At 57.3% G+C, this 20,408-nt stretch carries 12 protein-coding genes and 3 rRNA genes; 13 read left to right on the plus strand and 2 right to left on the minus strand.

Annotation, left to right across the window (positions count from 1 at the left end; all coding sequences use genetic code 11):
- Positions 1-68 precede the first annotated feature (68 nt).
- From G7Y41_RS04320 to rrf, 7 genes are all read left to right on the plus strand, one after another.
- A complete protein-coding gene (locus G7Y41_RS04320) occupies positions 69-1,292 on the plus strand; it encodes an argininosuccinate synthase (RefSeq protein WP_165217913.1) in 1,224 nt (407 codons plus the stop codon).
- A gap of 104 nt (positions 1,293-1,396) precedes the next feature.
- The gene (locus G7Y41_RS04325; RefSeq protein ID WP_165316421.1) at positions 1,397-2,815 is read left to right on the plus strand and encodes an O-antigen ligase family protein; all 1,419 of its coding nucleotides are present in this window, start codon (positions 1,397-1,399) and stop codon (positions 2,813-2,815) included.
- A 6-nt stretch (positions 2,816-2,821) separates the two neighbouring features.
- The gene (gene argH, locus G7Y41_RS04330; RefSeq protein WP_165316422.1) at positions 2,822-4,264 is read left to right on the plus strand and encodes an argininosuccinate lyase; all 1,443 of its coding nucleotides are present in this window, start codon (positions 2,822-2,824) and stop codon (positions 4,262-4,264) included.
- Positions 4,265-4,426: 162 nt separating this feature from the next.
- Positions 4,427-5,689: a tyrosine--tRNA ligase gene (gene tyrS / locus G7Y41_RS04335; protein WP_165316423.1), complete on the plus strand. Its 1,263-nt coding sequence runs from the start codon at positions 4,427-4,429 to the stop codon at positions 5,687-5,689.
- A 553-nt stretch (positions 5,690-6,242) separates the two neighbouring features.
- Positions 6,243-7,780 (plus strand): 16S ribosomal RNA (locus G7Y41_RS04340).
- 284 nt (positions 7,781-8,064) lie between these two features.
- Positions 8,065-11,193, plus strand: a 23S ribosomal RNA gene (locus G7Y41_RS04345).
- 135 nt (positions 11,194-11,328) lie between these two features.
- Positions 11,329-11,448, plus strand: a 5S ribosomal RNA gene (gene rrf, locus G7Y41_RS04350).
- Together the 16S, 23S and 5S rRNA genes form the textbook arrangement of a ribosomal RNA operon.
- 277 nt (positions 11,449-11,725) lie before the next feature.
- Here rrf and G7Y41_RS04355 read toward each other — a convergent pair.
- Both G7Y41_RS04355 and G7Y41_RS04360 read right to left on the minus strand, forming a co-directional pair.
- Positions 11,726-12,202 carry an SHOCT domain-containing protein gene (locus G7Y41_RS04355; RefSeq protein WP_165315273.1) on the minus strand — a complete coding sequence of 159 codons (477 nt, stop codon included), beginning with the start codon at positions 12,200-12,202 and terminating at the stop codon, positions 11,726-11,728.
- 41 nt (positions 12,203-12,243) lie between these two features.
- Complete coding sequence (locus G7Y41_RS04360) at positions 12,244-12,390, minus strand: hypothetical protein (protein ID WP_196819550.1); 147 nt, start codon at positions 12,388-12,390, stop codon at positions 12,244-12,246.
- A gap of 442 nt (positions 12,391-12,832) precedes the next feature.
- Between G7Y41_RS04360 and G7Y41_RS04365 the strand changes: the two genes are divergently transcribed.
- Genes G7Y41_RS04365 through steA form a run of 6 tightly spaced genes read left to right on the plus strand, consistent with a single transcriptional unit; the run spans position 12,833 to position 20,408 of the window.
- A complete protein-coding gene (locus G7Y41_RS04365) occupies positions 12,833-15,676 on the plus strand; it encodes an HAD-IIA family hydrolase (RefSeq protein ID WP_231367374.1) in 2,844 nt (947 codons plus the stop codon).
- 14 nt (positions 15,677-15,690) lie between these two features.
- Positions 15,691-15,891 (plus strand): hypothetical protein, encoded by a 201-nt coding sequence (locus G7Y41_RS04370; protein ID WP_165315274.1) that lies wholly within the window; start codon positions 15,691-15,693, stop codon positions 15,889-15,891.
- Positions 15,888-16,727 carry a TlyA family RNA methyltransferase gene (locus G7Y41_RS04375; RefSeq protein WP_165214429.1) on the plus strand — a complete coding sequence of 280 codons (840 nt, stop codon included), beginning with the start codon at positions 15,888-15,890 and terminating at the stop codon, positions 16,725-16,727. The genes G7Y41_RS04370 and G7Y41_RS04375 overlap by 4 nt, the downstream gene beginning before the upstream one ends.
- Positions 16,724-17,566 carry an NAD kinase gene (locus tag G7Y41_RS04380; RefSeq protein WP_269207962.1) on the plus strand — a complete coding sequence of 281 codons (843 nt, stop codon included), beginning with the start codon at positions 16,724-16,726 and terminating at the stop codon, positions 17,564-17,566. Before G7Y41_RS04375 ends, G7Y41_RS04380 begins: the two co-directional genes overlap by 4 nt.
- Complete coding sequence (recN, locus tag G7Y41_RS04385) at positions 17,563-19,227, plus strand: DNA repair protein RecN (protein WP_165315275.1); 1,665 nt, start codon at positions 17,563-17,565, stop codon at positions 19,225-19,227. The genes G7Y41_RS04380 and recN overlap by 4 nt, the downstream gene beginning before the upstream one ends.
- Complete coding sequence (gene steA, locus G7Y41_RS04390) at positions 19,227-20,408, plus strand: putative cytokinetic ring protein SteA (RefSeq protein WP_165315277.1); 1,182 nt, start codon at positions 19,227-19,229, stop codon at positions 20,406-20,408. Before recN ends, steA begins: the two co-directional genes overlap by 1 nt.

The following is a 20,408-nucleotide window of genomic DNA, read 5'->3' on the forward strand; positions in this document are numbered from 1 at the left end:
GGCTCGCCAGCCGGAAGACAACACAACACACGTCAGGAAATAACACCTTCCACGAAAAGGACACACATATGTCGCAAAGTAAAGATCGCGTCGTCCTGGCCTACTCCGGTGGTCTGGACACATCCGTTGCCATCGGATGGATCGGAGAGCAGACAGGCCGCGAGGTCGTTGCAGTTGCCGTTGACGTTGGCCAGGGAGGTGAAGACCTCGAAGTGATTCGCCAGCGCGCCCTCGACTGTGGAGCCGTCGAAGCCTACGTTGCCGACGCGCGCAACGAGTTCGCCGAGGACTACTGCATGCCGGCGCTCAAAGCAAATGCCCTCTACGAAGGACAATATCCGCTGGTATCGGCGCTTTCACGTCCCGTCATCGTCAAACACCTCGTCAAAGCTGCGCGAGAATTCGGTGCCTCCACTGTTGCTCACGGATGCACCGGCAAGGGCAACGACCAGGTGCGTTTCGAGGTGTCCATTACCTCGATGGCTCCTGACATGGACTGCATTTCTCCTGTCCGTGACCTCGCCCTGACTCGGGACGTGGCGATTGACTACGCGCAGAAGCATCACCTGCCGATTGAAACCACGAAGCACAACCCTTTCTCCATTGACCAGAACGTCTGGGGACGTGCCATCGAGACCGGTTACCTCGAAGACCTGTGGAATGCGCCGACGAAAGATGTCTACGTGTACACGGATGATCCGACCTATCCGCCGTTGCCCGACGAGGTCGTCATTACCTTCGACAAGGGAATTCCCGTGGCCATTGATGGGCGCTCTGTGACGCCGCTTGAAGCCATTCAAGAAATGAACCGCCGCGCCGGTGCCCAGGGGATCGGCAGGATCGACATGGTCGAGGACCGCCTCGTTGGCATCAAGTCGCGAGAAATTTACGAGGCTCCTGGCGCTGTTGCCCTCATTGCCGCGCATCAGGCCCTTGAATCGGTGACCCTTGAGCGGCTGCAACGTCGGTACAAGCGCCAAATGGAGCAGACGTGGGGTGAACTCGTCTATGAAGCTCAGTGGTACTCGCCGCTCAAGCGCTCAATGGATGCCTTCATTGAAGACACTCAGACCTACGTGTCCGGCGATATCCGCATGGTTTTGCACGCGGGACGCGCAACGGTCAACGGCCGCCGCTCCGATGCCTCCCTCTACGACTTCAACTTGGCCACATACGACACGGGCGATACCTTCGACCAGTCGTCGTCTCGCGGATTCATTGACATTTACGGATTGCAGTCGAAACTCGCGGCTGCGCGTGATGTCCGGATGGGTGTGAATCGCGGATACTAAGATGCTGTCAGTGCGAGATCATGCGCACTGATCATCAGCATCGATTGTTGAGCGGCGGTGAGAATGACGTGTCTCTACACTCTGTGAGCGTGAGTGTCAGCGGAGTGACTCAATCACTTCGTGACGGGTTGGTTCCCGTCCACGGATTTTTCACCGCCGCTTTTTCTCCCCATCAAGGCGCGGTGGCCTTTGAGCAGCCACGGAGTTATTCACCTATCGAGAGCCAGCGAGAACGCGTGGCGTCGAACATCCTGGTGTGGAGCATCGTCGCGATGTTCTTCATCGGCTTTGCCGGTCAAGGCATCCGCAACATCGTCGGCATGTATCAGTCCAGCATCGTCATGGCCGGTGTTTTCGCGCTTTTCATTGCGGCGCTGTATATGTCGGGCCGAACAATTCGCTGGGGCAACACGCCGCCGCTCATCGCCGCATTCGTTCTGCTGTGCGCACTGAGCGTCATCTGGTCACAGTACCCAGGACACACCGCGGCTTTCGCTGTTGTTCAGGTGTTCGCCACGGTCACCGCCGTCGCAATTGCTTCCTGCCTGACGCTACGAGGGATCATCCAGTCGGTCGTCGTCTCCTTCCAGGCGATCCTCATTGCCTCCTACGCCCTCGAGCTTTTCGTTGCCGTGATTTTGCGACACAAGCTTGCACCGATTCCCATGTGGGGGATGGACACAGTTCCAGAACTCCACTACTGGGTGAACAACGCCCTCTTCAAGGGCGGGGCAATCCAAGGCTTCATGGGCAATCGCAACCCCTTCTCCTTCGTTGCCCTTCTCCTCCTCATTTGCCTGTGGGCGCAGTGGCGCGACCAGCAGCGGTCGTTGGCGTCGAGCCTGACGTGGGCAGCGATCTGTTTCCTCACCCTCGCCCTGACTCGTTCGGCAACGACGACGCTGTGCGTCCTCGCCTGTTTCCTTGTCATGGCGTGTTTTTCCATCGTTAGGCGTCAGCCACAATCCCGGCGCCGCAGCGTCGGAACACTGCTGCTTATCGGACTCGGCGTGTTGGCGGCCCTCTTAGTGATCTTCTATCCCGCCGTCGCCAAGCTGCTGAACAAGTCCACCGACTTCACTGGGCGCGGAAAAATCTGGCGCATACTGCTCCCCATGTGGCAGGAGCATCCGATCCTCGGATGGGGATGGACCATCGGATGGCCCGCCTCGGATCCGCGCTTCGCCACACTCATTCCCCGCGCAGACAAAACTCCGACGACGCAGGCCCACAACGCCTTCATCGAGGCACTATTCCAACTGGGAATCGTCGGGGCTTTCCTCCTCGTCGCGATCCTCGCCGTAATGATCTATCAGTCGATGCGGATTGCGCTCGCTGGGCTAGACGTTGATCGTTCCTCTCAGTGGCCGGTGACGATCCTTGTGACACTCATCGGTCAATCCCTTTCGGAATCGCGTCTTCTTTTCGAGGGGAATTGGCTTCTCCTCGTCGTCATCGCCACGTGGCTTGGCGCACGCAGCCGCGAACTTTCCACAGATCCTCATGTACATGAAAGGTCCTAGAAATCTATGACGCCCGCAGACTCGTCGTCCTCGTCCTCGTCCATTAGCCTTTGGGGAGGCCGCTTCGCGGGAGGACCATCGCAAGCCCTTGCCGCGCTATCGGTGTCAACGCACTTCGACTTCCGTCTGGCCCACGTCGACATCGCCGGGTCGCACGCTCACGCCGATGGACTCCACACGGCGGGACTCCTCACAGATGACGAATGCGCGGCAATGCACGAAGCCCTCACCGAACTTGATCGGCGCGTGACCACGGGGGAATTTATTCCTTCACCCGAGGACGAGGACGTCCACACGGCTCTCGAACGGGGACTCATTGAGATCGCGGGACCGGGGCTGGGAGGAAAACTCAGAGCCGGCAGATCCCGAAACGACCAGATCGCCACACTCATCCGGATGTATCTGCGAGACGAAGCACGTCACCTTGCCTCGCGTGTCCTCGACGTTGTTCGCGCACTCATCGGGCAGGCCGAAGCCGCGGGAGATGCAATCATGCCTGGGCGCACGCACATGCAGCATGCGCAACCCGTCCTCGTTGCCCATCATCTCCTTGCGCACGCGTGGCCTCTTATTCGTGACGTTGAGCGCCTGACGGACTGGGATTCACGGGCGGCGCTGTCGCCCTACGGATCGGGGGCCCTCGCCGGGAACACTCTGGGAATGGACCCTCAGGCAATCGCGCATGACCTGGGATTTGTTGACTCCGTGGCGAACTCGATTGACGGCACCGCTTCGCGTGACATTGTTGCTGAATTCTCATTCATCATGGCGATGATCGGCGTAGATATCTCCCGACTCAGCGAAGAAATCATTATCTGGAACACGAAGGAATTCGGCTACGTCACGCTTGACGACTCATATTCCACGGGATCGTCAATTATGCCGCAGAAAAAGAACCCGGATGTCGCTGAACTTGCTCGCGGCAAGGCTGGCCGCATGATCGGTGACCTGACGGCTCTGCTCACCGTTCTCAAAGGCATCCCTTTGGCCTACGACCGGGATCTGCAAGAAGACAAAGAACCTGTCTTCGATCAAATTGACACGCTCGACGTGCTCCTGCCTGCTGTGTCGGGAATGGTTGACACGATGACTCTCCATCTCGACCGCATGGAGGAACTTGCCCCACAGGGATTCTCGCTGGCCACAGACATTGCCGAATGGTTGGTTAAGAGAGGTATTCCTTTCCGGGATGCCCATGAGATCGCCGGCCGGTGCGTGCAGATCGCGGAAACACGCGGGGTTGAATTGGCTGATCTCACAGACGATGAGTTCGCGCAGGCATCGGAATACGTGACTCCTCAGGTGCGCAACGTTTTGACCATTGAAGGCTCCGTGTCGCAGCGAAACGCGCGTGGGGGAACTGCACCTGAGCAGGTTCGCAGTCAGCTCGCGGAGATTCGCGTGGCCGTGGACCAAGCAGAGTCGTGGGCAAGTCGGGATATTCGTTAGACTCATCCCCGGGGTCGTGCGCGATGCTTGTCATGTGCCGCCGATGAGTGCCTGTCCCGGTTCGCGAACCGGCTCTCATGCAGAGTAACGGACACTCTCGCGGGCTGACGGGCACTGAAAAGGGACCCCTATCGTTTGGACTTTATGAAAGAGGGGCTTGTCGTGACCGACATTCTCGACGAACTGCAATGGCGAGGACTGATCGCTCAGCACACTGATTTTGAGGCTCTTCGAGCCCAGCTTGCTGCGGGACCGGTGACTTTCTATTGCGGTTATGATCCGACTGCCGCGTCACTGCATCACGGTCACCTCGTTCAGCTGATTCTTATGCGTCACCTTCAGCTTGCCGGGCATCGTCCGCTGGCGCTTGTTGGTGGTGCAACAGGACAGATTGGTGATCCGCGTCAGTCCGGGGAACGCCAACTCAACTCCACAGACGTGGTTGCTCAGTGGGCTGAACGCCTCAAGAGCCAGATCTCACGTTTCCTTGATTTTGACGGTCCGAACGCAGCCATCATGGTCAACAACCTTGACTGGACAGCGGATATGTCAGCGATCGACCTGTTAAGGGGAATCGGTAAGTACTTCCGCATGGGGACGATGCTCGGCAAAGATATTGTTGCGCGCCGCCTCGAGTCCGAGGAAGGTATTTCCTACACGGAGTTCTCCTACCAGGTGCTTCAGGCGAATGACTATCTCGAACTGTTCCGTCGCTACGGCTGCACCCTTGAGACCGGTGGAAACGACCAGTGGGGCAACATGGTCGGTGGGGTCGACCTCATTCGTAAAGTCGAGGGAGCCGACACCCACGTCCTGACCACGCCGATCATTACGAAGTCTGATGGGACGAAGTTCGGCAAGTCCGAGGGCGGTGCCATCTGGCTAGATCCCGACATGATGTCCCCGTACGCCTTCTACCAGTTCTGGTTGCAGGTTGCAGATGCCGACGTTATTCGCCTGGCGAAAATCTTCACTTTCATGTCTCGTGAGGAAATTGAGGCTCTTGAAGCCGAGGTCGCTGAGCGTCCCCATCTGCGCGCCGCCCAAAAGGCACTTGCCGCGTCTGTGACTGAGCTGGTCCACGGGCGTGAGGAACTGGATCGTGTGCTGCGAGCAACGGAAGCCCTGTGGGGTAAGGGTGACTTGCGTGATATCGATGAGGTGACCCTCACGGCGGCAACTGCCGACCTACCGAGGGCATCGCTGACACTTGGCGAAGCAACAATCGTTGACGCTCTGGTGGAGTCCGGACTTGAAAAGGGACGAGGCGCGGCGCGTCGAACCGTTGCTTCCGGTGGTGCATCGATCAACAACGTCAAGGTGGAGGATGAGGACAAGCCGATCAATTCTGATGATCTGCTTGCGGGAAACCTCGTTCTTATCCGCAAGGGACGACGAAATCTCGCCGTTGTCGAGATGCGATGATCGTTCGCTGAGCGCGGTGCGCTGCATTGGTGCTGACTGTGACACCGATGCGCTGAGTGCGTGAACGTCCGCTGCTGAGCGTGGCGCGCTCGCGCTGGCTTTCCCGCCCGCGCTGCGCTCGGCGGCGAACACTATGAACCGATGCCGAACAAGGCGCGTTCATCCTGAGGTTCCTCCCCGCTGTGCTCGTGCCGTCCTGCCCAGATGCTCATGTCTTCCCCTCGTCCCCCAGCGAACTTACGCGGAATTTAACGGAACTTCCAGAGTGTGAGGCGGATCGCTCCAGCTGAAGTTGACGTGTGCTGTGTGGGTGGGTAGTGTTTTTTCTTGTCGCTTGGCTGGCTTTGTGGTTGGTTGGGTGGTGGTTGGTCCTTTCTGGCTTTGGCTCTGTTTGTGGGGTTGGGGTTGGTTTGTGATTGGTGTTGTTTGTGAACTCGATAGTGTGTTTGTTTGTTTTTATGCCTGTTTTTTGTTTTTGAGTTGTTTTTGGTTGGGATTGCCTGGGCTGGCTTGGCTGTTGTGGTTGGGTTGGTTTGGGTTTTTTCGAGTTTTTTGTTCGGAGAGTTTGATCCTGGCTCAGGACGAACGCTGGCGGCGTGCTTAACACATGCAAGTCGAACGATGATGCGGTGCTTTTTGTGCTGTTGATTAGTGGCGAACGGGTGAGTAACACGTGAGTAACCTGCCCTCTTCTTTGGGATAACGGTCGGAAACGGCTGCTAATACTGGGTATTCACTTTCCTTCGCATGGGGGTTGGTGGAAAGCTTTTGTGGTGGGGGATGGGCTCGCGGCCTATCAGCTTGTTGGTGGGGTGATGGCTTACCAAGGCTTTGACGGGTAGCCGGCCTGAGAGGGTGACCGGTCACATTGGGACTGAGATACGGCCCAGACTCCTACGGGAGGCAGCAGTGGGGAATATTGCACAATGGGCGAAAGCCTGATGCAGCGACGCCGCGTGAGGGATGTAGGCCTTCGGGTTGTGAACCTCTTTCGCTCATGGTCAAGTCTGGGTTTTGGGCCTGGGTGAGGGTAGTGGGTAAAGAAGCGCCGGCTAACTACGTGCCAGCAGCCGCGGTAATACGTAGGGCGCGAGCGTTGTCCGGAATTATTGGGCGTAAAGGGCTTGTAGGCGGTTGGTTGCGTCTGTCGTGAAATTTCCTGGCTTAACTGGGGGAGTGCGGTGGGTACGGGCTGGCTTGAGTGCGGTAGGGGAGACTGGAATTCCTGGTGTAGCGGTGGAATGCGCAGATATCAGGAGGAACACCGGTGGCGAAGGCGGGTCTCTGGGCCGTTACTGACGCTGAGGAGCGAAAGCGTGGGGAGCGAACAGGATTAGATACCCTGGTAGTCCATGCTGTAAACGTTGGGCACTAGGTGTGGGGGCCACCCGTGGTTTCTGCGCCGTAGCTAACGCTTTAAGTGCCCCGCCTGGGGAGTACGGCCGCAAGGCTAAAACTCAAAGGAATTGACGGGGGCCCGCACAAGCGGCGGAGCATGCGGATTAATTCGATGCAACGCGAAGAACCTTACCAAGGCTTGACATGCGCCCTGAGCCACTAGAGATGGTGGTGCATTTGGTTGGGGGTGTGCAGGTGGTGCATGGTTGTCGTCAGCTCGTGTCGTGAGATGTTGGGTTAAGTCCCGCAACGAGCGCAACCCTTGCCCTATGTTGCCAGCACGTTGTGGTGGGGACTCGTGGGGGACTGCCGGGGTTAACTCGGAGGAAGGTGGGGATGACGTCAAATCATCATGCCCCTTATGTCTTGGGCTTCACGCATGCTACAATGGCTGGTACAGAGGGTTGCGATGCCGTAAGGTGGAGCGAATCCCTTAAAGCTGGTCTCAGTTCGGATTGGGGTCTGCAACTCGACCCCATGAAGGTGGAGTCGCTAGTAATCGCAGATCAGCAACGCTGCGGTGAATACGTTCTCGGGCCTTGTACACACCGCCCGTCACGTCACGAAAGTTGGTAACACCCGAAGCTCATGGCCTAACCGTTTTGGGGGGAGTGGTCGAAGGTGGGATTGGCGATTGGGACGAAGTCGTAACAAGGTAGCCGTACCGGAAGGTGCGGCTGGATCACCTCCTTTCTAGGGAGCCTCGTTTTGGGGAATGCTGTGCGCGCGTGTTTGTGTGTGTGGTGTTTTCTTGTGTTCATGCTTGTTGATCATGCGTTGTGTGTGGTGGGTGTGGGCGCGTTTTGGGGTTGCAGGCGTAGGTAATGGATGAGCATGCTGTCGGGTTCAGGTTCAACATTGTGTGGCCTGTGGCTTGCATCTGGACTGCTATTACTGTGGTTGTTTGGGTGTGTGGTGGGTTGTTGGTGATTTGTATAGTGGTTGCGAGCATCTTTATTTTTTGTGTTTTGTGTTTGTGTTTAGTTTTGTTGGGCATTCGGTGGATGCCTTGGCATCAAGAGCTGATGAAGGACGTTGCGGCCTGCGATATGCCTCGGGGAGTTGGCGAGCGAGCTTGGATCCGAGGGTGTCCGAATGGGGGAACCTAGCCCTGGTTGTGTGGGGTTACTGTCATCTGAACGTGTATAGGGTGATGGGGGGAACGCGGGGAAGTGAAACATCTTAGTACCCGTAGGAAAAGATATTCCGTGTGTAGTGGCGAGCGAAAGCGGATGATGGCTAAACCGTGTGCGTGTGATTAGTCGGCGGGCGTTGCGTGTGCGGTGTTGTGGGGCTCGATCGTTCCATCTCTGCCGGGGTGGGGTTTTGTTGTGTTGTGGGAGTTGAACATTCTGGGATGGGTGACCGTAGTGCGTGATAGTCGTGTAGGCGGACCGTGACATGATGGGACGGGTTGGGTGCCCGAGTAGTGCGGGGCTCGTGGAATCTCGTGTGAATCTGCCAAGACCACTTGGTAAGCCTGAATACTTCTTGGTGACCGATAGTGCATAGTACCGTGAGGGAATGGTGAAAAGTACCCCGGGAGGGGAGTGAAATAGTGCCTGAAACCGGGTGCCTGTAAGCCGTCAGAGCCTTGTGGGGTGATGGCGTGCCTTTTGAAGAATGAGCCTGCGAGTCAGTGATGCGTGGCGTGCTTAACCCGTGTGGGGGATGCGTAGCGAAAGCGAGTCTGAAATATTGTTGGGCGTGTGTCGCGTGTTCTGGACCCGAAGCGGGGTGATCTACCCATGGTCAGGTTGAAGCAAGGGTAAGACTTTGTGGAGGACCGAACCCACCTCAGTTGAAAATGGGGGGGATGAATTGTGGGTAGGGGTGAAAGGCCAATCAAACTCCGTGATAGCTGGTTCTCCCCGAAATGCATTTAGGTGCAGCGTTGTGTGTTGCCTGGTGGAGGTAGAGCTACTGGATGGCTGATGGGCCTTTTGGGTTACTGACGTCAGCTAAACTCCGAATGCCATTAGGTTGAGCATGGCAGTGAGACTGCGGGGGATAAGCTTCGTAGTCGAGAGGGAAACAGCCCAGATCATCAGCTAAGGCCCCTAAGTGTGCGCTAAGTGGGAAAGGATGTGAGATCGCGGTGACAACCAGGAGGTTGGCTTAGAAGCAGCCATCCTTGAAAGAGTGCGTAATAGCTCACTGGTCAAGTGGTTTCGCGCCGACAATGTAGCGGGGCTTAAGTGTACCGCCGAAGCTGTGACATTCACACGTATAAGACCTGAGGGGCAAAGCCTTTTGGGTTGTGTGGGTGGGTAGGGGAGCGTCCTGCTCGCGGTGAAGCCTGCTGGTGATGGTTGGTGGAGCGTGTGGGAGTGAGAATGCAGGCATGAGTAACGTTTGGCGGGTGAGAATCCCGTCCGCTGATTGACTAAGGGTTCCAGGGGCAGGTTTTTCCGCCCTGGGTTAGTCGGGTCCTAAGGCGAGGCCGACAGGCGTAGTCGATGGGTGACCAGTTGATATTCTGGTACCGCGTAATAACCGACAAGTGCTGAAGCTGGTGTGCTAACCATTTGCCGCTGCTCGCCTTTCCCTTTTGGGGTTGGGTGTTGTGGTGGTTGTGGGGTCCTGCTGGTGTGTAGGTAAGCGTGTTAACAGGGGTGACGCAGGAAGGTAGCTGGCGCACACTGGTGGTTTGTGTGTTTAAGGTTGTGGCCTGTTGCTCAGGTAAATCCGGGTGACATTGTGGGTGAGGACTGATGAGGCTGGCCGTTGTGGTTGGCTGCTGGTGATCCTATGCTGCCAAGAAAAGCCTCGACGTGAGGGGGTTACGCGCCCGTACCCTAAACCGACTCTGGTGGTCAGGTAGAGTATACCGAGGCGTTCGAGTGAATCATGGTTAAGGAACTCGGCAAAATTCCTCCGTAACTTCGGGATAAGGAGGACCTCCGGCGGTCTCACGCCCATGCGGTGTGGTGGTGGTTGGGGGTCGCAGAGAATAGGGAGAAGCGACTGTTTATCAAAAACACAGGTGCGTGCGAAGTCGTAAGACGATGTATACGCACTGACGCCTGCCCGGTGCTGGAAGGTTAAGAGGAAGACTCAACCATACTTGTGTGGTGAAGGTTTGAATTTAAGCCCCAGTAAACGGCGGTGGTAACTATAACCATCCTAAGGTAGCGAAATTCCTTGTCGGGTAAGTTCCGACCTGCACGAATGGCGTAACGACTTCTCCGCTGTCTCGACCGTGAACTCGGTGAAATTGCAGTACGAGTAAAGATGCTCGTTTCGCGCAGAAGGACGGAAAGACCCCGGGACCTTTACTATAGCTTGGTATTGGTGTTCGCTTTCGCTTGTGTAGGATAGGTGGGAGACTGTGAAGCTGTCGCGCTAGCGGTGGTGGAGTCGTCGTTGAAATACCATTCTGGTGGGAGCGGTCATCTAACCTTGGCCCGTGATCCGGGTTGGGGACAGTGCCTGGTGGGTAGTTTAACTGGGGCGGTTGCCTCCTAAAATGTAACGGAGGCGCTCAAAGGTTCCCTCAGCCTGGTTGGTCATCAGGTGTTGAGTGTAAGTGTACAAGGGAGCTTGACTGTGAGACCGACGGGTCGAGCAGGTGCGAAAGCAGGAACTAGTGATCCGGCCATGGCACGTGGGTGCGTGGTCGCTCAACGGATAAAAGGTACCCCGGGGATAACAGGCTGATCTTGCCCAAGAGTCCATATCGACGGCATGGTTTGGCACCTCGATGTCGGCTCGTCGCATCCTGGGGCTGGAGTTGGTCCCAAGGGTTGGGCTGTTCGCCCATTAAAGCGGTACGCGAGCTGGGTTCAGAACGTCGTGAGACAGTTCGGTCCCTATCCTCTGTGCGCGTAGGAAACTTGTGAAGGGCCGTCCCTAGTACGAGAGGACCGGGATGGACGAACCTCTGGTGTGCCAGTTGTACCGCCAGGTGCATGGCTGGTTGGCTACGTTCGGGAGGGATAACCGCTGAAAGCATCTAAGCGGGAAGCTTGCTTCGAGATGAGGTTTCCGCACCACCCTTTGGTGGTGGAAGGCCCCCAGGAGACTACTGGGTTGATAGGCCAGAAGTGCAAGCCTTGTAAGAGGTGTGTGAGCTGACTGGTACTAATGGGCCAACACTAAACAACAACACACACACAATTATTGTGTGTGGCACAATGAGTGTTGTGTTTGCAACCACTATACGAATCACCCACAACCCACACAACAAGAGCCAAACCCCAACACACGGGGTTAGGGCAGTGTGTGTGGACCAATAGTCTTGTGGTGGTCATAGCGTGAGGGAAACGCCCAGCCCTTCCTTTTCGAACCTGGAAGCTAAGCCTCACAGCGCCGATGGTACTGCACTTGGGAGAGTGTGGGAGAGTAGGACACCGCCACAACAAAACAACCGTGTGAGCCGACACCCCCCAAGGGGTGCCGGCTCACACACACATAACCACGCGTAAACCACGAACGCCTCCACAAAACGGGACACCACAACACACACGGGACAAGAGGGGCGCCGACACACACGGCACCACCCAGCCGTGACCGCGCAATACGACTGGGAAACACAGACGGACAAGCCAACCACACGCGGGACAAGGCACACCAACCCCGTAACGATGGATGATGATTGACTCTGTCGGCGCGCAGCGATCAGTGTGGAGAAACTTTTTATATATTCTCGATGATCCTTGCTTTCGCTGCCCGATATTCCTCGTCGTCGAGGATGCCTTGGTCATGGAGGAGTGAAATGTCTCGGAGTTTGCCTAGTGCGGATTCTTTATCCGCTGACAGGTCGGATTGAACTTGCGGTTGAATAGGCGTCTCTTCTTCTGATTCCTTGATGCGGCCGAGTACTTCCAGGCCAACCTTTTCGAGTGCTTTACCAACACCAACTTGGCTGCGATCAACGATTTTAAGTAGATCATCTTTTGCGTTGTTTAAGGCATACACTCTATTTTCTGTAGTGATTGTGAGAATCGATTTACCTGAAGTTGCCTTGATAAAATGTTCAACCCCAGCAAGCGCAAGACCCACAGGGTTTGCCTTCAATCCCATGCTGACCAGCGATGCAACCTGAGAGAAAGCATTTGTTCCATTTGGGTTTGCCGTCTGTTCAGTTCCGTCAACGAAGTTGATGTCAAGCAATTTTTCGAACGGAGAGTCAGCGTAAGCGCTGACAGCCTTTTTTAGTCGGTCAACCCACGGATTGTTGCAGAGTTTCGGCGGGCGAGATCAGAAGTTTCCTCACCCTCTTTGATACGTACGTATCCATTTTTATAAATGGTGATTGTTGTGCCTCCAAATACGCCCTGCGTCATTGCTGGGCCGGCCATGCGCGCTATTTCAGCATCCTTTTGGAGCTGTTCTTCGTGTTCCCGTTCGCGGTCACTGAACTTCTTCTTGGTTGAATCGGCTATCGATCGAAAGAATCCTCGATCGCGTCCGGAGCTTGGGCTGTTTGTCGGTTCAATTTCTGGGGGGGTGTAAGCATTGCTAGGTCCTTCTCTTCTTGTCGTAGCTGTTCTAGCACCGTTTGAGTAGAACAATTCACACTATATTACGGGTAACGATTACCGACAGATCAGCGTCCGGGCAGTGGGACTTTGATGGTCTCTGTGATGCCCAAGAGCCGAGTTAGCTCACACACAGGTTCTCACACTCAGTCTGCGTGACCTCAACGCCAGCGGGTATGATCAATGTGGTTAAACAGCGCACGAATTGGAATGCGCGACTGAGATGACATGTGCGCGTTGCGCGAGAATAGAGGTTTTCACTATGGCAGATGAACAGCGACGATCAGAATCAGGCCGTGGTGGATTCCAGCGCCGCGAAAATAGATGGCGTGATTCCGGTGACCGTTCCTGGCGTGGCAAAGAACGCGGTAACGGTCGCTCTGGCGGCTACTCGGACGATCGCCGCGGGGGTTATCGTGATCGCCGTTCGGAGGGTGAAGGTACCTACGGTGGTGATCGTCGTGGCGGATATGGTGACCGTGACTACCAGCGCGACACCCGCGATAGTCGTGACGGTCGTGGGTTCGGCGGCGATCACGAGCGTTCGGGTCGCTTCGGTAACGGACGTCAAGGAAACGAGCGTCGCGACGGTAACCGATACGGAGACGACCGTCGTCAAGGCTACGGCTCGAGGGACGATCGGGGTTTTGGACGCGGCCAGGACTTCGGAGAGAACTCGCCAACTCGTCCTCGTTCCCGATACGGCGAGGGCAATGGTGAGCGCGGGGGCGGTTATTCCGACCAGCGACGCTTCGACCGAGGAGACCGGAACGGCTACCGAGGCAACGGTGAAAGGCGTGACCGTTTTGACCGAGGACGTCGCGAGGAACGCGGAGATGATCGGTACGGCAACGATCGCCGTGCAAACTACGGTTCGCGAGATTCTCGTTCAGACCGTGGTGAAGGACAGTCGTTACGCGACAATCGCGGCAACCGGACAGAGCGTGATGACCGTTTCACCAGGGGCCCGCGGACAGAACGCACTAACGATCGCGGTGGTCGTTTCGAACGCGGAGGAAACCGGCAGGGCGGCAGGGGAAACCAGGGTCGAGGAAATCAGCCTCGCGGCGGCCAGAACCGGGACGATCGCACGAACCGTCCCTACTCATCGACAGAGGAATACGTCTCACCTCACGGCAATGAACCGACGATTCCCGCCGGTGTTTCAGCTGAAGAACTCGACGCGAATGCTCTGCGTGCGCTCTCAACTCTTTCGGGCCCCAACAAGGACATTGTTGCTCGTCACCTCGTGATGGCGGGCCAGCTCATTGATCTTGAACCGGAGGAAGCCTATCGGCACGCAGTGGCTGCTACGGGACGCGCCGGGCGTGTCGACGTGGTACGTGAAGCGGCGGCGCTCACAGCCTACGCATCTGGGCGCTACGAGGAAGCACTTCGCGAGGTGCGCGCGGTGCGACGTATGCGCGGCGATGTCTCGTTGCGGGCTGTGGAAGCCGACTGCGAACGAGGGCTTGGGCATCCGGAAAAAGCCGTTGAGATCATCGACCAGACAGACACACAGGGCATGGATCTTGCCGAGCAAGTCGAACTTATCCTCGTCTCCTCGGGAGCGCGTGCAGATCTTGGACAAAGCGAGGTCGGCCTCGTCCTCGTTGATGATGCACTTGCGGCGCTACCGACTGATGCGGATACGGAACTCGTTCGGCGCCTGATGAGCGTCAAAGTTGATCGCCTGCGTGAGCTTGACCGTCAAGAAGAAGCCGATGACGTTGAAGCATCAATTCCGCAGGAAATTGACGATCCCGACATCGTTGATCTGTCTCTATTCGCCGATGCTGATGTTGACCACCAGCGCTCCCCGTTGCGCGGAGGGAACCAGGTGCTGGCGGAGGAATACGACGTCATGCTGCTTGATCTTGACGGAACAGTATGGGCCGGATCGCAGCCGATTGACGGTGCGCATGAGGCGATTGAAAAGGCTCGTGACCTGGGAATGGGCACCGGCTTCATCACGAACAATGCGATGCGTACCCCGCAGATGGTCGCTGACAAGCTGGCGTCAATGGGATTTGAGGCTGAGGCCGACACCATCATGACCTCCGCAATGGACGTCATCGCTATCATGGAGGAACATCTTGAACCGGGTGCGAAGATCCTGGTTATCGGCGGTCAGGGGGTTCGTGACGCATTGACCGAGGCGGGCTATGTACTCGTGGCCTCGGCTGATGACGAACCCGCCGCTGTTGTTCAGGGCCTCGACCGGGATGTCACATGGGGCATGCTCACCGAGGGTGCGCTCGCTATTGAACGCGGCGCGCAGTTCTTCGCCACGAACCTCGATGCAACCCTTCCCACGGAGCGGGGCCAGGCCTTGGGTAACGGCTCGTTGGTTCGAGCGGTGCAGCACGCAACCCGTAAGCGGCCGATCGCTGCTGGAAAACCAGAGCCCGGGATCTATCTGCGTGGCGCAGCACTCGTTCATGCGGAGAAACCGCTGGCAGTTGGCGACCGTCTGGAAACCGACATCATGGGTGCCGTTGCGGCGGGTATTCCGGCGATGCATGTGCTCACCGGTGTGCATCAGGCCCGTGATATCATCGTGGCTCCGCGTGGTCAACGTCCGGCGTACCTTGCACTCAATATGCTTGGAGTCCTTCAGGAGCATCCGCGTCCCAAACACCACGTTGACGGCACCTGGACGTGCGGCGTTTCTCAGTCGGCGAAGGTGTCGCGCGACGGCGTCCTCAGTCTTGATGGAGTGGAACTCACTGAGGAAACAACGATTTCCTTGGATTCCTATCGAGCCCTTGCCGTGGCGTCGTGGGATGCCGCGGATAACGGTGTCGACGTTCGCTGCCCGGTCCTGCGTGTCGTTGACAATGACGATCCCGAGGGCATCGTTGAGGAACCTCTTGTTGAGGAACCAACCGATGACGCGCCAGTATCCGATGGATTTGACGACGCGGATTCCTCGCTGGGATCTCAAGCGGATGCGCTGGACGAACCTTCAGAAGAGACCGTGACGTTCCTTCCCGGTGAGGAGGAACTTGAGGAACTCCTCGAAATGACCGCAGACCTTGACGATGACGCCTTGGATGAGGGCAACGATTCCGATGCGGAAGAGCCCTCCCAGGACGAGGAGTAAGCGCAGTCAGGCCTATGAGCTCCACTCAGGTACCGAATCCGAGCAACCTCGCCTCGTCCCCGGGGAATTTAGGGGACGAGGACGAGCGTGCACTTTCACGGCTTGCGGTCAGGATACGTGCATGTGAAGACATGTCGATTCAGCAACGCATTGAGGTTCTTCGTGACGTTGATGAGTCGCTGCGGCACATGCTGTCGGCATCGAGGCCATCGTGAAACTGCGACGTATCGATTCGGAACTTGTGCGACGCCAACTGGTGCGTTCGCGCACCCACGCACAGGAACTCATTGAATCCGGAAGGGTTCTCCTTGATGGACAGGTCGTCCTCAAACCCGCTCGGCAGATGGACCCGGCCCAGGCGATTGTCATCACCGAAACAGACGAGGACGACTACGTCTCACGGGGAGCACATAAGCTGGCCGGCGCGCTTGAGGCTCTGGGGGAGGATGCCCCACGTATTGACGGAGCGATCTGTCTTGATGCGGGTGCCTCGACGGGCGGTTTCACGGATGTTCTTCTTCGCCGAGGCGCTGGCCTCGTGATGGCAGTTGACGTTGGCTATGGTCAACTCGCCTGGCGACTACAGCAGGATCCCCGCGTTGAGGTCCACGACCGGACGAATGTGCGCACACTCACCGTTGACCAACTTGGTCGGCGCGCAGAGCTCATCGTCGGTGACCTGTCCTTTATTTCGCTCACACTGGTTTTGCCGGCGCTCGTGGGCGTGGCAACGGAGGACGCGAACTTCCTTCTCATGGTGAAACCTCAATTTGAGATCGGGAAAGAACGCCTCGGTCATGGAGGCGTTGTCCGTAATCCACAACATCACGTGGAGACGGTTGAAAAGGTTGCTCAGAGTGCGTTGAAATTGGGAGTGTCGATCAATGCGGTGGAGGCTTCACCTCTTCCAGGGCCGGCGGGGAACGTCGAATACTTCCTTCTGATGAATCGTCAAGCTGGCGGGGGTATCGGTGAGGATGAGCTTCACCATCGCATTGTCGATGCTGTTTCGCGCGGTCCGGCAAGGCTAAAGAAGGGTGGGTACCAATGATTCATCAGGTCATGCTTGTCAAGCACACTCATCGGTCAAATGCCATTGAAGCCGCTGAAAAGGTTGAGCAGGAACTGGTGCGTCAGGGAATACGCATCATTAACGAGGGCGAAGACGAAGCCGTTGATCTTGTTCTCGCAATGGGGGGCGATGGGACGATCCTCTCGGCGGCAACTCATGCCCGAGAACACGATGTTCCTCTGCTCGGCGTCAACATGGGACATATGGGGTTCCTTGCTGAGCTATCCGAGCAGGGAGTGGACGAGCTAGCCAAGCGGATTGCCGACGGCGACTTCATCGTGGAGGAGCGTTTAACTCTCGATATCACGGTGAAACTGCCCGCCGGTAAGGAACTTCATGATTGGGCACTTAACGAGGCTGTCGTGATTCACACGGATGCCGCTCATCCGGTGCATGTTGCGCTTGTTGTTGATGGCCAGGATGTCTCCACCTATGGTGCGGACGGCATCGTCATTGCCACCCCGACGGGGTCAACAGCCTATTCGTTCTCAGCCGGAGGGCCGGTGGTCTGGCCCGATACTCAGGCGATGGTGATTGCGCCTCTGGCTGCCCACGGCCTCTTTGCTCGCCCCCTCGTGGTGAGTCCGCAGTCAAATATCGAAATCGTCATCTTGGAGAACATCTGGTCTGCACCTGAAATGTGGTGCGATGGTCTTCGTCAGGCAACGCTTCCGGCGGCAACAAGTGTGATCGCTCGGGCGGGTGAGAAACCCATCCGTCTTGCTCGTTTGGATTCAACGCCCTTTTCGACGCGTCTTGTTGAAAAGTTCCATCTGCCGATCCGCGGGTGGAAGTCCCCTCGGAGCGGACTGGCATGATTTCTTCTCTTGATATTTCTGCCGTCGGAGTGATCGAACATGCGCACCTGGAGTTTGGCTCAGGGCTCACCGTTGTGACGGGGGAAACAGGTGCGGGGAAAACGATGGTGCTGACCTCCGTTCAGCTTCTTCTCGGGGGGAGGGCCGATGCCGCCCTCGTTCGTCGCGGAGCGCAGCAGGCAAGTGTCGATGGGATTTTCACGGTCCCTCAGTCAACACAGACTGAGGTCGAAGATTTCGGTGGGATTGTCGAGGATGGGGAACTGATTGTCGGCCGTACGGTTCCAGCGAGCGGACGTTCACGAGCACACGTGGGGTCCAGGCCTGTTCCAGCTGCGACTCTGGGACAGGTGTTGCGTCCGTTGGTGACCATTCACGGGCAGTCCGATCAGGTTCGTTTGTCCACTCCCCAGGCTCAGCGAACGGCTCTGGATGAATTTGGGGGATCGCAGCACGCTCAGATCCTCGCTGACTATGCAGAGGCGTGGTCGGCGGCGGTCACGCTCAAACGGCAGCTCGACGCGGCCACTGTGGATCATGATCGCCGTGTGGAGGACATCACCTCACTGACCGAAGCACTTGATGAGATTGATCGCGCGGACCCCTACGAGGGCGAAGACGATGAGCTTGCTGATCTTGCTCGTCGGCTGACAAACGCTCAGGACCTGCGTGTTCTCATCGGTACAGCGATTGGCCTCATTGATTCAGATGATGGACACGGAGCCCTTGGTGCTCTGCGCGACGCGGGTGGGCAGGTGCGCTCGGCTCAGCGTTTCGACGGTTCCCTCGAAGAATACGGAAACCGGCTTGAGTCGTATCTGCTTGATGTAGAAGGTCTGCGTGATGATCTGTCGTCATATCTCAGCGGCTTGGATTCCGATCCTGCGCGGCTCAACGAGGTCCAGGACCGGCGTGCAACATTGCGGCGTCTCATGGAAGGACGCGCTTCAGATATCGCCGAACTCCTTCAATGGCGCGAGCAAGCGCGCGCACGTTTGGCGGAACTGACGCGTCCGGGATCTGATCCCGAATCGATTCGCCGGGAACTCACGGCTGCTCAGCAACGAGTCCTTGACGTTGGAAAAAGACTCTCTGCCTCCCGCGCGGCACTTGCTGATCGTTTGTCAACGGCCGTGGACGCTGAACTGCATGCTTTGGCTATGCCTGATGCTCACGTGCGGATTGACCTTCCTTCGGCGAAACCCTCATCGCACGGCCTCGAAGACGTTGTTTTTCTTCTTCAATCTCATCCGTCAGCCCCCGAACGTCCCCTGGGACAGGGAGCCAGCGGCGGTGAGCTTTCTCGTGTGATGCTGGCTCTCGAAGTGATTCTCGGGCGCGACGCAACGGCCGAAACCTTTATTTTTGACGAGGTCGATGCGGGAATCGGTGGCCAGACAGCAACGGAAGTCGGGGCTCGTCTAGCGCGCCTGGCCGAGGAACGTCAGGTCATTGTTGTCACCCACCTCGCCCAGGTTGCGGCCTTTGCGTCGCGCCACCTCGTTGTCTCAAAGGCTGATGGTTTAACCACTGTTACAGAGGTCACCGGCGAGCAACGCCACGCCGAACTCACCCGAATGATGGGTGGTGATCCGCACTCAAAGGCGGCGCGCCGGCACGCTATCGAGGTGCTGGGGTCAACCGTGCCACAATCTCAGTGATGATGAGTACTACCGAACGTGACGATTCCGCTCGCTCACCACGCCTCGAAGGGCGGGTGCGCGTGGACGAACAGACGCGGCGACTAGCAAGTCGACTTGAACCCGGAGATATCGCGGTCATCGACCACCCCGATATTGACCGCTCAACAGCGCAGGCCCTCATCGCGGCCCAACCGGTTGCGGTTCTCAACGCTGCCCCCTCACAGACGGGGCGTCATAAGGTTCTCGGACCGGACATGCTTGTGGACGCCGGCATCCTCCTCTTCGATGACCTCGGCGAAGATGTGATGACGCTGCGCGAAGGCGACATCATTGAGATCATCGATGGCACGATCCGGCGCGGAGATGACGTTATCGCTGATGCGCGTCTTTTCGCCGCTGAACTGCGCAGTGAATCTGTTGAAGCTGAAAGCGTACGCACTCAGGTTGTTTCCTTCGCCGCCGCCATCGAGGAATTCCTCAAAACTGAGGGAGATGTTCTTGTTCGAGGGCGAGGTATTCCCCAGGTAACACCGTCGATCGAAGACAAGATCGTCCTGCTCGTCATGGATTCCGAGGACTCTGCTGCCCAGCTCAAACGCCTCAAACGATGGATTCGTGACACCCATCCGGTGGTCATCGGCGTCGATTCAGGGGCGGATGTGGCCCGAGCTGCACATCTGAAGCCAGAGATCATTGTGGGCAACATGGATGTCGTCTCTGAAAAGTCGCTGCGTTCGGGCGCTCAGCTGGTTGTCCCTCAGAAACGTGACGGAACAGCACCGGGTAAAGAACGCCTTGACCGCATGGGTATCGACTATTCGACGATCGAGATGTCCGGCAACGGCGAAGATGTTGCCACGGTAATTGCTGCTCATTCCCGAGTGAGTTCGATCGTCACCGTTGGAGCACACCACACCCTTGACGACTTCGTTGACCAGGGACGCGGTGCGATGGCTCCCTCATTCTTCGCTCGTCTGCTCGGGGCAGATCTGTTGATCAGTGCCGAATCGGTTGCTGCGACGCATCGGCCGCGAATTTCTTCGGGACTCGTCGTCCTCCTCGCATGCGTCGTGCTTGCGACCTGTGGTGTTGCTTTCTGGTCGACTCCCTTAGGACACGACGCGTTTACTGTTTTCACCTCGTTTTTTGCCGATCTCTTGAATCTCTCCTCGTCCTCGTCGGGCGGGGCGGCGGGCTGA

It is taken from the genome of Schaalia sp. ZJ405 (assembly GCF_011038885.2).
Lineage (GTDB): Bacteria > Actinomycetota > Actinomycetes > Actinomycetales > Actinomycetaceae > Pauljensenia.

Bases quoted from the DNA above. Each gene is read 5' to 3' on its own strand.
- G7Y41_RS04365 (WP_231367374.1), top strand. From the start codon at position 12,833: ATGGCAGATGAACAGCGACGATCAGAATCAGGCCGTGGTGGATTCCAG.
- recN (WP_165315275.1), top strand. From the start codon at position 17,563: ATGATTTCTTCTCTTGATATTTCTGCCGTCGGAGTGATCGAACATGCG.
- steA (WP_165315277.1), top strand. From the start codon at position 19,227: ATGATGAGTACTACCGAACGTGACGATTCCGCTCGCTCACCACGCCTC.
- G7Y41_RS04360 (WP_196819550.1), bottom strand. From the start codon at position 12,390: ATGGCCGGCCCAGCAATGACGCAGGGCGTATTTGGAGGCACAACAATC.
- G7Y41_RS04370 (WP_165315274.1), top strand. From the start codon at position 15,691: ATGAGCTCCACTCAGGTACCGAATCCGAGCAACCTCGCCTCGTCCCCG.
- argH (WP_165316422.1), top strand. From the start codon at position 2,822: ATGACGCCCGCAGACTCGTCGTCCTCGTCCTCGTCCATTAGCCTTTGG.
- G7Y41_RS04320 (WP_165217913.1), top strand. From the start codon at position 69: ATGTCGCAAAGTAAAGATCGCGTCGTCCTGGCCTACTCCGGTGGTCTG.
- G7Y41_RS04380 (WP_269207962.1), top strand. From the start codon at position 16,724: ATGATTCATCAGGTCATGCTTGTCAAGCACACTCATCGGTCAAATGCC.